Below are 12,510 nucleotides of genomic sequence, written 5' to 3'. Positions count from 1 at the left end.
CCGCGGCCAGATGGCTGGCCCGGGCATTGCGGCATGGTTTGCGGGGGCGGCTCAGGCCGCAGGCACGATCATGGTTTTGGGCAGATCGGCAGAGTCGAAGGCCTGCATCTGATCTTCGGCCCAGAACCGAACATCCTGTTTCCGGATGATCTCGCGCATCAGCTTCATCCGCTCCCGGCGCTCTTCCTCGGGCATTTCGAGCGCCAGGGAAATCGCGCTGTCCATGGATTTGTGCGAGAACGGGTTGGTGATGACGGCGGAATACAGTTCGACCGCCGCGCCGGCGAATTCAGACAGCACCAGCACGCCGTCGCCATCAGCCCGCGCGGCGCCATACTCCTTGCACACAAGGTTCATCCCGTCCGCCAAAGGCGTGATCCAGGCAACATCGGCGGCGCGGTAATAAGCCACGAGCTGATCAAACGGCACCGCCCGCGAAAGCAGCGCAAGCGGCTGCCAGTCGAGGCTGCCAAACCGGCCATTGATCCGCCCCGCGATATGCTCCAGCTCGCTCTGGATCTCCTCATAGGCAACCATGTTGCTGTTGGCGGCCACCGAGACATGCATCAGCCGCAGCTTGCCGCGCAGATCGGGGCGCGTTTCCAGCAGACGCTCATAGCTGTGGAGCTGTTCGATACCGCCCTTGGTGTAATCGGTGCGCCCGACCGACAGGATCAACTGCGCATCGCCCAGCTCCTGCTTGATCTGCTTAACCTTCGCGGCGGTTTCCTCGCGGGCCACGAGCTGTTCGATATAGTCCACGTCAACCCCCACGGGCGAGGCCTGAAGGTTGATCGTGCGGCCGTCGAACGTGATCTGGGTGGGCACGCTTTGCTCGGACAGGGCCGAGGTTTGCGAGGCGAGTTCCGGTTTCACCTTCTCGCGGGTCTTCGTATCGACCTCAAGCAGCGAGCGCGCGGCGGAGACGAAGTTGTTCACGTAGCGCGGAATGTGAAAACCCACGAGGTCGCAGGCCAGAAGGCTTTCGAGGATTTCATTGCGCCAGGGCAGCACGTTGAACATATCCGCGCCGGGAAAGGGGGTGTGGTGGAAGAAGCTTATCTTCACGTCCGGGCGCAGTTTGCGCAGATACCCCGGTACCAGCCACAGGTTGTAGTCATGAATCCAGACCACGGCGCCGTCTGCAGCCTCGGCCGCGGCGGCCTCGGCGAAGGCCCAGTTCACCTCGCGAAAGGTCGGCCAGTCCACCGGGTCATAGTTGTAGCGCTCCTTGAACCCGTGCAGGATCGGCCAGAATGCTTCCTTGGAACTGACGTGGTAGAAGCTCGTGATCTGTTCGGCGGTCAGGGGCAGGCGCGAGACGGTGTATTTTCCATATTGGTCGTCGATCTCGATCACCCGCTCGAAATCCGGGTGTGCGGGGTCTTCGGCCTGTTTCCAGGCAACCCAGGCGCCTTTTTCAAAGCGGCCGAAAAAGCTTTTGAGCGTGGGGACGATGCCGTTCGGGCTTTTGTTTTCCCGATATTCGATGCGGCCGTCCACCTCGACCTCCTCATAGGGCTGGCGGTGGTAAACGATGACAAGATTGGAGGACATGTCAGTCTCCTTTCGGAATGTCGTGAAGTTCAAAAGCGTCAATCGCCTCGAGAATGCCGGCAGCCCCGTGGGCGCGGGCGTGATGGACCTTGGGCAGATCCGCGAGCCGGGCCGAAAGCGCGGGTTCGGAATTTCCCACCGCCACGGCCTGCAGCCCGGAGGCGAGCATCGACAGATCGTTGAGCGTGTCCCCGGCCGTCAGCACCCGCGTCTCGTCAATCCGCAGATGGTCGATCAGCCGCCTGAGCGAGGGCCCCTTGGACACGCCCCTGGGCAGGACATCGAAATAGCGGTCGGCGGAAATGAGCCAGTCGAGCCCCATCGCGGCCACCCGATCTTCCGCGGCCGCGTCATAGGCCGCGGGGGCCAGATCATAGCTTACCCGATAGCGAAACAGGGTCGGCTGCAGGCGCAGCCCGGGATGCCCGTCAAGCATGGCGCGCACCGCTTGTCCCTTGTCGCCCCAGCGCGCGGCGATGTCTTGCTCCAGCGGTTCGATGGGCGCGATCGCGCCATCCGGGCGCACTTCGGCGATCGTAGTGCCGACATCACCGACCACATATTCGGGCCAGGGCAGATCACGCTCGGCGCACATCTCGATGATGAATTCGGGGTCGCGCCCGGTGACGAAGATCAGCCCGATCGTGTCGCGATTTGACTCGATCCAGCGGTAGAGCCGCTGCTTGTCATGCTCGGCGCCGCCGAGAAACGTGCCGTCGAGATCGGTGGCGAGGATCAGGCGCCTGTCTGCGATCGCGGGGCGGGGGGAGGTCTGCAGGTTCATGTCAGTTGCCCTCGAATTGCAGCGGCAGATCAGGCGCGGGATGATCGAGCAGCAGCTCCATGGCGCGCGGCTCGGCCTCGATGGGGCGTGCCCAGAGCGCCGAGAAACTGTCCTGAAGATTGGCGCCCCTGTGCAGGATCGCATTCACCGTTTCGCAGATCGGCATGGGCACGGCGATGCGATGGGCAAGATCGGTGACAGAAACCGCGTTGACCTCGCCCTCGACCACCACGGGGCGTCCCCCGAAACAATCCGCGCGCGCGATGCCCTGACCCAGTTGATGGCCCAGCGACATGTTGCGCGAGGTGGTGGAAGAGCATGTGAGTGTCAGATCTCCGGCCCCGGCGAGCCCTGTCACGGTTTCGCGCCGGCCGCCGAGGGCTTCGGCGAGCTGCTTCATCTCTTCGATGCCGCGGGTGATCAGCGCCGCGCGGGTGTTTTCGGCAAAGCCCGCGCCGGACATCATCCCGCAGGCGATGGCGACCACGTTCTTGACCGCGCCGCCCACTTCGACGCCGACAAGATCGTCCGAGACATAGGGCCGAAACCCGCCCCCCGAAAGCGACATGGCCAGGCGTACGGCGGGGCTTTGATGCGGCTCCAGCCGGTCGAGATAGCGAAAGGGGAAGGCCACGGTCGCCGCCGTGGGATAGTCCAGCGCCGTTTCCAGCGCGAATGTCGGCCCCGAGACGGCGCCGACCGGATGCCCCGGCAGTTCTTCGGCGACGACCTCGGACAAAAGGAAACCGGTCTGGCGTTCGACACCCTTGCAGGCGAGCGCGATGGCGGTGCCTTGCGGAAGATGCGGCGCAATGCTTCGGCACACGTCGCGCAGCGAGGAAGACGGCGTGGCGATCACAACCGCCTCGGCGCCTGCGAGCGCGGTGGCCAGATCCGAGGTCGCGCAAAGCCCGGGCGGAAGATCCAGGTCGGGCAGAAAATCGCTGTTGCGGCCCGTGGTGTTGATGGCCTCGGCCAGTGCCGGCCTGCGTGCCCAGAGCATGACGTCGCCGCCGTTGCGCGCCAGAACGGTGGCAAGGGCCGTGCCCCAGGCGCCGGCGCCCAGCACGGTGATCTTGTGAAATGGACGTGATTGCGGTTGTGCGGTTGAATCCTTGATGGAGAGCCCCTTTGGCCTGCTCGGTTTTATGTGTTTCTCGGCTTTTAACATGGATCCCAAGTGATCGTTTCGGCACCGGAGCACAAAGCCACGGGCGGGAGCCATCGCTGTCAGGCACCGCGGCGCATGGCCATCGTTCTATCCAGCTTGGTGAACACGATAGTCTTGTTGGCCAAGGATTCAAGGCAAAATGCCGCATTGCGGCACCTGGCGCGCCAGGGCGCCAGGGATTTCGCGGAAGGCGCGCGCGGTGTTTTCAGTCGCTGGCGGGATCGGTCAGCCGGAAATGCGCCATGATCTGGCCGTGGTCCGACGCCAGCTTGTTATAGGGCGCTTCGGGGTGGGAGCCATCGGTCAGATGGTCGTTGAACACACTGAAATATTCCATCTCGCCGATCCGGCGGGCGTAATCCGGGTGAAAGTGCCGCGACATCAGGATCTGGTCGATGGATTCGAACACCCCGCCGAAGGCCGAGGTATAGACCATGTCGCGCAACGATTTGCGCACAAACAGTTTTTCGGCGGAATGCAGGCGCACCCGTTCCACACTTTCAAGGATGCGCGCGGCCTCTTCCTTGGTGTAGCGGTCATTGGCGGTTTCTGCGTCGTGGCGGCGCATCCAGGCATAGTTGCGGAAGGGCCGCTCGCCGCTGATGATCTCTGACGACACGGCGTGTTCGCCATCGTTGAAATCGCCCAGAACCATCACCGGATGGCCGTGGTCCAGCTCTTCCAGGATCAGCTTGCGCAGCACCCAGGCCTCGGCCATCCGCCGCAGCCCGGCGCGCAGAAAACCCATGGCGCGGCCCTCGGCACGATAGTGCAGCAGGTCCAGTTCTGGCGAATGGCGCGCGCCGTGCGGGCGGATATATTCGCCCAGCTTCGATTTCATGTGGCAGTTGAACACGGTGATCACGCGCCCGCCCACCGGTACCCGCGCCTTCAGAATCGGGCGTGACAGGCGGTTGACGCGGTAGCTGCCCGCGTCGCCGCCGCCCAGATGGTGGAACGGGATCTCCAGTGGCGGGTCGAGCTGTTGCACCACCTCCGGTTCGGCGGCAAAGCCGAAGCGCGACAGAATGGCGATGCCCGGCCGCCGCTCTCCGGCGCCGCTGTCCGACAGGTTGGGGGCAAAAGCCAGCGCGGCGCCGTCATAGGGATCATAGGCCAGCTTGCGGAAGATCGCCTTGCGCGCATAGCGCTTGGACCGGTCGGGCAGGCTGGCGGCGTTCGAGGCCATGCCGCGCGCGTCGGTTTCGGCGATCACGGCGCGCAGGGGCGGTTCTTCGAAAATCTCCTGAAAGCCCACGATGTCGGCGTTCATCGTCATCAGCTGATCGGCCAGCCAATCCTCTTTCCAGGCGTATTCCTCGGGCGTGTATTGCTCGAACCGGTAATATTCCTTTTCGGCGCCGATCAGGTTCTTGACGTTGAAACTGGCGATGGTGAATCCGGTCACGACCCGTCTCCGAAGCGGGTGAGCGCGTCGCAGAACAGCTCGGCATCCACGTTGCCGCCAGAGGCGACAGCGATCACCGCGTCGCCGCCGATCCGGTCGCCATGATATAGGGCGGCGGCCAGCGCCACGGCGCCGCCGGGTTCCAGCACAATCTTCAGCCGGGTAAAGGCGGCGGCCATGGCGCGGCGGGCCTCATCCTCTGTCACCACGAGGCCGGGGCCGCAAAGCCGCGACAGGATCGGAAAGGTGATCTGGCCGGGCGACGGCGTGATGATCGCGTCGCAGATCGAGCCGGTGGTGCGCGGGTTGCGTTCGATCCGCCCCGACAGCAGCGAGCGGGCGGTGTCGTCGAACCCTTCGGGCTCTACCGGGCGGGCGCGCAGGCCGGGGGCCGTGGCCTCCAGCGCCAGGGCGATGCCAGAGGTCAGCCCGCCGCCGCCGCAGGGCACCAGAACATCGGCCTCGCGCACCCCCTGATCGGCGGCCTGGGTGGCGATCTCCAGCCCGGTGGTGCCCTGGCCGGCGATCACCTGGGGTTCGTCAAAGGGTTTGATCAGCGTCAGGCCGCGCTCTTGCGCCAGTCGGGCGCCGATCGCGTCGCGGTCTTCGGTGGCGCGGTCGAAATGCACCACCTCGGCCCCCAGCGCCCTGGTGTTCGCGATCTTCAGGCGCGGCGCGTCGGCGGGCATCAGGATCACGGCCGGAACCCCGTGTTCGCGCGCGGCAAAGGCCACGCCCTGCGCGTGGTTGCCCGACGAAAAGGCGATGACACCCTCGCGGCGCTGTTCCGCCGGCAGCGCGGAAAGCGCCGACCAGCCGCCGCGAAACTTGAACGATCCGGTGTGTTGCAGGCATTCCGCCTTGACCAGCACCCGCCGCCCGGCGAGTTCGTCAAGAAACGGCGACGACAAAAGCGGGGTGCGGCGGGCGTGGCCGCGCAGCCTTTCGGCGGCGGCGTTGATCATGTCGATATTCATTGGACCTCCGCCAGAAAGGCCCGGATCGCGGCCAGCGCCTCGGGTTCGTCAAGGAAGGGCACATGGGCGCGGTCGGGCACTTCGGCATGGATCATGCCGGGGTGGCGTCTTGCCATCTCTTCGACAACGCGGGGCGACAGAAGATCCGAATTGGCACCGCGGATCAGCGCCACCGGCTTGGCGGCCAGCAGATCGTAGAGCGGCCAGATATCGGGCTGCTCGACCTCATAGGCCGCCAGGAACGCGTCGCGCAGCGCCGGGTCGTAGTTGATTTTCAGCCCCTCGGGCGTTTCGGTATAGTGCCGCCGGGCCTCTTGCAGCCAGCGGTTTTCGGGCACATTGGCGAACCCTGTCATCGAATGGGCCAGCGCGGCGGCGGCCTCGGCATGGGTCTTGGCGCGGGGATTGCGGCCGATGTAATCGGAGATCCGGCCAAGGCCGATGCTTTCGACCTCGGGGCCGATGTCGTTGAAACAGACCCCGGCCACCCGGTCGGCCGCCATCGCCGCCAGCATAAGCGCCACCAGCCCCCCGCGAGAGGTGCCAAGGATCGGCGCGCTGGCAAGGCCCAGATGGGTGTAGAGCCCGATCACATCCTGCGCCTCGCGCAGCACCGTATAGCTGGCCGCGCCGGACCAGTCCGACGCGCCACGCCCGCGATAATCCATGCAGATCATCCGCACCCCATCGAGATGCGGGGCCAGATAATCGAAATCGGCGCTGTTGCGGGTCAGGCCCGAAAGGCAGATCAGCGGCTGGCCGCTGCCTGTATCGCGATAGGCGATCCGGGCGCCGTCATCGGCGGTGAAATACTCCATCAAAGTCTTCCTGCTAGTTCGGGGATGGGGGTCAGGTCGCTCAGGATATGGGCCGGAACCCAAGGCAGCCGGTCCACCGGTTCGTCCGCGCGGTTGACCCAGGCGGTGGTGAATCCGTAGCCGGCGGCCGCGGCCGCGTCCCAGCCGTTGGAGGAGATGAACAGCACCTGTTCCGGCGCACAGCCAAAGCGCCGGCCGACAAGATCATAGACCGATCTGTGCGGCTTGAAGACGCCGACACTCTCGACCGACAGCAGATCGTCCAGCATGTCGCCGATGCCGGCAGAGGTCACGGCATCGGTCAGCATCGCGGGCGATCCGTTCGACAGGATCGCGGTGTTCAGGCCCATGCCCTTCAGCCGGGACAGCATGGCGGGCACTTCGGGAAAGGCCGAAAGGGTGCGGTAAAGCGCCAGCAGCCGGTCGCGCAGGGCCGGGTCGGCCAGCCCCGCCGCCGCCATCGCCCAATCCAGCCCGTTCTGCGTGACCTCCCAGAAATCGGCATGGTCGCCGGTGACGGCGCGCAGCCATGTGTATTGCAACTGCTTTTGCCGCCAGTCCCGCGCCAGCGCGGGCCAGATATCGGCCAGTGCCGCGTTTTCGGGTTCCGCCGCGGCCTCGCGCGCGGCGGCACTGACATCGAACAGCGTGCCATACGCGTCGAAGATACAGGTTGTGAGTGTCATGGCTCCTCCCTTCCGCGCGGAGAGTGGCACAGGGCCCGGCAGGGGGAAAGACCCGATGTCTGCCACATCGGGCGGGCGCGAATCCGCGTGGATCGGCGGCGTCACGGCGCGGTTCCCGCCGATCCGGGCCGGCGGGGTTTACATCCCGGTCAGGTTTCCTAGTATCGTGGCGCACCCGGAGAACCTGCGCCCCTTGCGTGGCCTCTGCAAACCCATCCCAAGACATCAGAGAGAGACGCGATGACCCAGGTAAAAGCGGGCGACAAAGTTCGCATTCATTACACCGGCACCCTGGCCGACGGCACCACGTTCGACAGCTCGCAAGGCCGCGATCCGCTGGAATTCACCGTCGGCGCGGGCGAGATCATCCCCGGCCTCGACAAGGCGATCCCCGGCATGGCCGCGGGCGACACCAAGACCGTCGAAATCCCCTGTTCCGAAGCCTATGGCGACCACAACCCGGATGCCCGCCAGTCGGTGCCGCGCGCCCAGGTGCCCGCGGATATTCCGCTGGAACTCGGCACCCAGCTTCAGCTTCAGACACCGCAGGGGCAGGTGATGCCCGTGGTGGTGGCCGAGGTGACCGAGCAGGAGGTGGTGCTGGACGCCAACCACCCGCTGGCCGGCAAGGATCTGACCTTCGCGATCGAGCTGGTCGAGATCGCCTGACGGTTCGCCATGGCCCCGATGCCGCTTGTGTGTTGTTATGACCCGACGCCGCATGCACGAAAGGGCCGGGGCCATGGAAACCCAGATCGACAAGCTGCGCGCCCGAATCCGAGAGATGCAGGAGGCGCTGCAGGATGAGTTCGACGCCCGGCGCGAACGGTTCCGCTATCGCGTGACCCGCCGGCGGGTGATCTTCGAAGACGACGCCCGCCGCGCCCACCGCGCCGAGCGTGAAAGCCTGCGCAGTTTCCTCAGCCGGGCCCAGTTTCTGGTCATCGTGACCGCGCCGGTAATCTATGCGCTGATCATCCCCTTTGTACTGCTCGACCTTTTCGTGACCGTCTATCAGACGATCTGCTTTCCCGTTTACGGCATCGAAAAAGTACGGCGGCGCGATTACATCGCCATCGACCGGCAGCATCTGGCCTATCTGAACTGGCTGCAAAAGGTGAACTGCATCTATTGCGGCTATTGCAACGGGCTGATCGAGTTCGTGCGCGAAGTGGCGGGCCGGACCGAACAGCGCTGGTGCCCGATCAAACACGCCCGCCGTCTGGCCAGCACCCACGCCAGATATGACGGTTTCACCGATTACGGCGATGCCGCGGCGTTTCAGGCGCATGTCCGGCAGCGGGCGGGCAAGTCGGGCCCGCCCGAGCCGTGACTACAGGTTTTCCGGCTGCGGCATGCCCAGAACGTGCACGCCGCCATCCACGGTGATGATCTCGCCCGTGGTGCAGGCGCCCTGATCCGAGGCCAGATAAACCGCGGTGCCGCCGATCGCCTCCAGCGTGGCGTTGTCGCGCAGGGGCGCGTTGGCGGCGGTATAGCGGAAGGTCTTGCGCGCGCCGCCGATGGCCGCGCCGGCCAGCGTTTTCATCGGGCCGGGCGAGATCGCGTTCACGCGGATGCCGTCGGGGCCCAGATCGTTTGCCAGATAGCGCACCGCCGATTCCAGCGCCGCCTTGGCCACGCCCATCACGTTGTAGAAGGGCGTCACCCGGTTGCTGCCCTGATAGGTCAGGGTCATGATGCTGCCGCCCTCGGCCATCAGCGGGGCGGCGCGGCGGGCCACGTCGATCAGCGAATAGCACGAGATCACCAGCGAGGTCTTGAAGTTCTCGCGGGTGGTGTTGATGAACCGGCCGGTCAGTTCGTGCTTGTCGGAATAGGCGATGGCGTGCACCACGAAATCGAGCTTGCCCCAGCGGTTCTGCAACTCGGCAAAGGCGGCGTCCAGCGATGCGTCGTCGGTGACGTCGACATCGACCAGAATGTCCGAGCCCAGGCTTTCTGCCAGCGGTGCCACGCGTTTGCCGAACGCCTCGCCCTGATAGCTGAAGGCAAGTTCCGCGCCCTCTGCGTGCAGCGCCTTGGCGATGCCCCAGGCGATCGAGCGTTCGTTGGCGACGCCCATGATCAGGCCGCGTTTCCCGTTCATCAGTTCAGGCATCAGCGTTCATCCGTGATATTTGCTCAGCAGCATCGAGCCGTTGGTGCCGCCAAAGCCGAAACTGTTGGTCATCACCGTGTCCAGCCCGGCGGCATCCACGCGGGTGGTGGCGATCTCGGCCGGATTCAGCGCCGGATCCAGCGTTTCGACGTTGATCGAAGGTGCGATGAAATCATGCTCCAGCATCAGCAGGCAGTAAACCGCTTCCTGCGCGCCGGTGGCGCCCTGGCTGTGGCCCGTCATCGACTTGGTGGAGCTGATCGGGGGCGTGCTGCCCTCGCCGAAGACGCGGCGCACGGCCTCGACCTCGCCCACATCACCGACCGGGGTCGAGGTGCCGTGGGCGTTGATATAGCCGACCTTGCGATCGGGGCCCAGCGACTGCAGCGCCAGCCGCATCGCCCGCTCGCCGCCTTCGCCCGAAGGGGCGACCATGTCATGCCCGTCGGACGTGGCGGCGTATCCGGTAACCTCGGCATAGATCTTGGCGCCGCGGGCCAGCGCGTGGTTCAGGTCTTCCAGAACCACGATGCCGCCGCCGCCCGAAATCACGAACCCGTCGCGATTGGCGTCGAACGCGCGCGAGGCTTTTTCCGGCGTGTCGTTGAACTTGCTGCTCATCGCGCCCATCGCGTCGAACAGGCAGGACAGGGTCCAGTCCAGTTCTTCGCCGCCGCCGGCGAACATCACGTCCTGCTTGCCCATCATGATCTGCTCGGCCGCGTTGCCGATGCAATGCAGGCTGGTCGAACAGGCCGAGGTGATGGAATAGTTGATGCCCTTGATCCTGAACGCCGTCGACAGGTTGGCCGAGATCGTGGATGACATACACTTGGGCACGGCGAAGGGGCCGATCCGCTTGGGGCTGCCCTTTTCCAGCACGGTCTGATGCGCCGCCAGCATGGCCGAGGTCGACGGCCCGCCGGAGCCGGCCACGAGGCCGGTGCGCGGGTTGACGATATCGGCCTCTTCCAGCCCGGAATCGGCGATTGCCTGGCTCATCGCGATATGGGCATAGGCCGCACCCGGCCCCATGAAGCGCAGGGTGCGCTTGTCCACATGCTCGGTCACGTCGATCGAAAGAGCCCCGGCGACCTGGCTGCGGAACCCGTGTTCGATCATCGCGGCATTGGCGGTGATACCCGATTTCCCGGCCTTCAGCGCGGCCAGAACCTCGGCGGCATTATTCCCGATCGAGGAGACAACCCCCAGACCTGTGACGACGACACGGCGCATTGGCGTGCTCCCTCCCTGATGGTGGCTTAGCCTTCGGCTGCGGCCAGCCCGACCTTCATGTCCTTGACCTGATAAATCACTTCGCCATCCGCCTCAACACGGCCGTCGGCGACACCCATCTTCAGCCGGCGGTCGATCACGCGGGTGAAATCGACGTAATAGGTGATCATCGTGCGGTCGGGGCGGACCATTCCGGACAGCTTGACCTCGCCCACACCCAGGGCAAAGCCCTGGCCCTGCCAGCCGCGCCAGCCCAGGTTGAACCCGGTCAGCTGCCACAGCCCGTCAAGGCCCAGGCAGCCCGGCATCACCGGGTTGCCGGGAAAATGGCATTCGAAGAACCACAGATCGGGGGTGATGTCGAATTCGGCCACGACATGGCCCTTGCCATGCGCGCCGCCGTCGGCGCTGATGTCGGTGATACGGTCCATCATCAGCATCGGCGGCAGGGGAAGCTGGGCATTTCCGGGGCCGAAAAGCTCGCCCCGGGCGCATTTCAAAAGCGCGTCCTTGTCAAAACTGGTCGGATAATCGGCCATTCAGCCCTGCCCCTTTTTGGTCGGTACTCGTTGTCCCAACCCCTCTAACATCGCCCTTTGCGGGCTTGCAATAGGGCGCCGCCGCCAGTGGTGCCCCGCCCCGGGCCAGAAATTCAATTGAAAACGGTCTCTGAAAACGACTATATACAGGCCCCAAGGGAAGTGTGGATGCAAAAGATGGCACCAGAGGCGATTGATCGGGGAACCGAATGGCTGGCCGGCGCGGGTTTGCGCCCGACACGGCAGCGGCTGGCGCTTGCGGCGCTTCTGGTCGGAGACGGGCAGCACCGCCACGTGACAGCCGAAAGCCTGTTCGACGCGTCCTGCGCCGCGGGCGAACGTGTGTCGCTGGCCACCGTGTACAACACGCTCAAGGCATTCTGCGATGCCGGGCTGCTGCAGGAGGTGATGGTGGACGGGTCGAAAAGCTATTTCGACACCAATACCAGCAATCACCCGCATTTCTTCTGGGAAGACGACAGCGAACTGACCGACGCGCCCGCCGACAATCTGAAGATCGCCGGCCTGCCCGATGCGCCCAACGGGGCGGAGATCGTGAAGGTCGATGTGGTGATCCGGCTGCGCCGGGCCTGAGCGGGCCGCTTATTGCGCGCCCTGCCTGCGGTTGATCATGGCGATCAGGATCATGGCGATCACCGCCCCGCTTGCGTTGAACACCAGATCCAGGGCCGTATTGTAATACCCGCCGACATTCGTATCGGGTATCACCAGAACGGCGATGAATTCGATGATCTCGTTCACCGTGCCAAGCCCCATCGCGCCAAGCGCCGGATAGACATAGATCGAGCGCGAGTTGCGCAGCGGCGGGAAATGTGTTGCCAGAATGTGCCACAGCATCCAGGCCGTCACGCCAAATCCATAGGCGTGGACGAGCTGATCATATTTCAGCACCGTCAGCTCGCCATTGACCGCGACCGGAAGCACGACCAGCGAATAGAGCACGCCCTCGCCGACCTGAACCCCGCCGCCCGCCATATGCGCCAGCCCCCACAGGCTGAGCGACCACAGGAGTGCGGGCGAAAACTCTGCGACCCGCAGGTTGCGCGCGACCAGGGCGATGATGCCGACCATGGTGATGACGTACCAGATGAACTCGAAATTCCCCTGGGCAAAGAACCAGGCGGTGAACACGCCGACATAGGCGATCGTGAACCAGAAGACGGCCCATTCGCCGCGGTTGATGTTCATGCC

General features: G+C 64.9%; 14 protein-coding genes. 3 read left to right on the top strand and 11 right to left on the bottom strand.

Annotated features, from left to right (window positions below; translation table 11 throughout):
- Positions 1–51: 51 nt before the first annotated feature.
- The 7 genes from ggpS to GGR17_RS03600 all read right to left on the bottom strand — a co-directional run bounded on the left by ggpS (position 52) and on the right by GGR17_RS03600 (position 7,401).
- Positions 52–1,557 (bottom strand): glucosylglycerol-phosphate synthase, encoded by a 1,506-nt coding sequence (gene ggpS, locus GGR17_RS03630; RefSeq protein ID WP_054538054.1) that lies wholly within the window; start codon positions 1,555–1,557, stop codon positions 52–54.
- 1 nt (position 1,558) lies between these two features.
- The gene (locus tag GGR17_RS03625) at positions 1,559–2,341 is read right to left on the bottom strand and encodes an HAD family hydrolase (RefSeq protein WP_054538055.1); all 783 of its coding nucleotides are present in this window, start codon (positions 2,339–2,341) and stop codon (positions 1,559–1,561) included.
- Between the two features lies 1 nt (position 2,342).
- Positions 2,343–3,410, bottom strand: coding sequence for an NAD(P)H-dependent glycerol-3-phosphate dehydrogenase (locus GGR17_RS03620; protein ID WP_255353378.1), 1,068 nt, complete (start codon positions 3,408–3,410; stop codon positions 2,343–2,345).
- Positions 3,411–3,717: 307 nt separating this feature from the next.
- The gene (locus GGR17_RS03615; protein WP_054538056.1) at positions 3,718–4,920 is read right to left on the bottom strand and encodes an endonuclease/exonuclease/phosphatase family protein; all 1,203 of its coding nucleotides are present in this window, start codon (positions 4,918–4,920) and stop codon (positions 3,718–3,720) included.
- Entirely contained in the window at positions 4,917–5,897 is a 981-nt protein-coding gene (locus tag GGR17_RS03610; RefSeq protein ID WP_054538057.1) for a threonine ammonia-lyase, read from the bottom strand. The genes GGR17_RS03615 and GGR17_RS03610 overlap by 4 nt, the downstream gene beginning before the upstream one ends.
- Entirely contained in the window at positions 5,894–6,718 is an 825-nt protein-coding gene (locus tag GGR17_RS03605) for an alpha/beta fold hydrolase (protein WP_054538058.1), read from the bottom strand. Before GGR17_RS03605 ends, GGR17_RS03610 begins: the two co-directional genes overlap by 4 nt.
- Entirely contained in the window at positions 6,715–7,401 is a 687-nt protein-coding gene (locus tag GGR17_RS03600) for a haloacid dehalogenase type II (protein WP_054538059.1), read from the bottom strand. Before GGR17_RS03600 ends, GGR17_RS03605 begins: the two co-directional genes overlap by 4 nt.
- Before the next feature lie 240 nt (positions 7,402–7,641).
- Between GGR17_RS03600 and GGR17_RS03595 the strand changes: the two genes are divergently transcribed.
- Positions 7,642–8,070: an FKBP-type peptidyl-prolyl cis-trans isomerase gene (locus GGR17_RS03595; RefSeq protein WP_037208709.1), complete on the top strand. Its 429-nt coding sequence runs from the start codon at positions 7,642–7,644 to the stop codon at positions 8,068–8,070.
- A gap of 73 nt (positions 8,071–8,143) precedes the next feature.
- Complete coding sequence (locus GGR17_RS03590; protein WP_054538060.1) at positions 8,144–8,734, top strand: hypothetical protein; 591 nt, start codon at positions 8,144–8,146, stop codon at positions 8,732–8,734.
- On the opposite strand, the gene GGR17_RS03585 is transcribed toward GGR17_RS03590, so the two are convergent.
- From GGR17_RS03585 to fabA, 3 genes are read right to left on the bottom strand one after another with little or no spacing between them, the layout of a single operon-like run.
- Positions 8,735–9,523, bottom strand: a complete 789-nt coding sequence (locus GGR17_RS03585) for an enoyl-ACP reductase FabI (RefSeq protein ID WP_054538061.1) — start codon at positions 9,521–9,523, stop codon at positions 8,735–8,737.
- A gap of 6 nt (positions 9,524–9,529) precedes the next feature.
- Positions 9,530–10,759 (bottom strand): beta-ketoacyl-ACP synthase I, encoded by a 1,230-nt coding sequence (fabB, locus tag GGR17_RS03580; RefSeq protein WP_054538062.1) that lies wholly within the window; start codon positions 10,757–10,759, stop codon positions 9,530–9,532.
- 26 nt (positions 10,760–10,785) lie between these two features.
- Positions 10,786–11,298, bottom strand: coding sequence for a bifunctional 3-hydroxydecanoyl-ACP dehydratase/trans-2-decenoyl-ACP isomerase (gene fabA, locus GGR17_RS03575; RefSeq protein ID WP_054538063.1), 513 nt, complete (start codon positions 11,296–11,298; stop codon positions 10,786–10,788).
- A 177-nt stretch (positions 11,299–11,475) separates the two neighbouring features.
- Between fabA and irrA the strand changes: the two genes are divergently transcribed.
- Complete coding sequence (gene irrA, locus GGR17_RS03570; RefSeq protein ID WP_037208763.1) at positions 11,476–11,892, top strand: iron response transcriptional regulator IrrA; 417 nt, start codon at positions 11,476–11,478, stop codon at positions 11,890–11,892.
- A gap of 9 nt (positions 11,893–11,901) precedes the next feature.
- Here irrA and GGR17_RS03565 read toward each other — a convergent pair whose 3' ends face one another.
- The gene (locus GGR17_RS03565; protein WP_054538064.1) at positions 11,902–12,507 is read right to left on the bottom strand and encodes a hypothetical protein; all 606 of its coding nucleotides are present in this window, start codon (positions 12,505–12,507) and stop codon (positions 11,902–11,904) included.
- Positions 12,508–12,510: the final 3 nt, after the last annotated feature.

Source organism: Actibacterium naphthalenivorans, assembly GCF_014196965.1.
GTDB lineage: Bacteria > Pseudomonadota > Alphaproteobacteria > Rhodobacterales > Rhodobacteraceae > Actibacterium_A > Actibacterium_A naphthalenivorans.
This window is presented reverse-complemented; position numbering and strand designations above follow the sequence as displayed.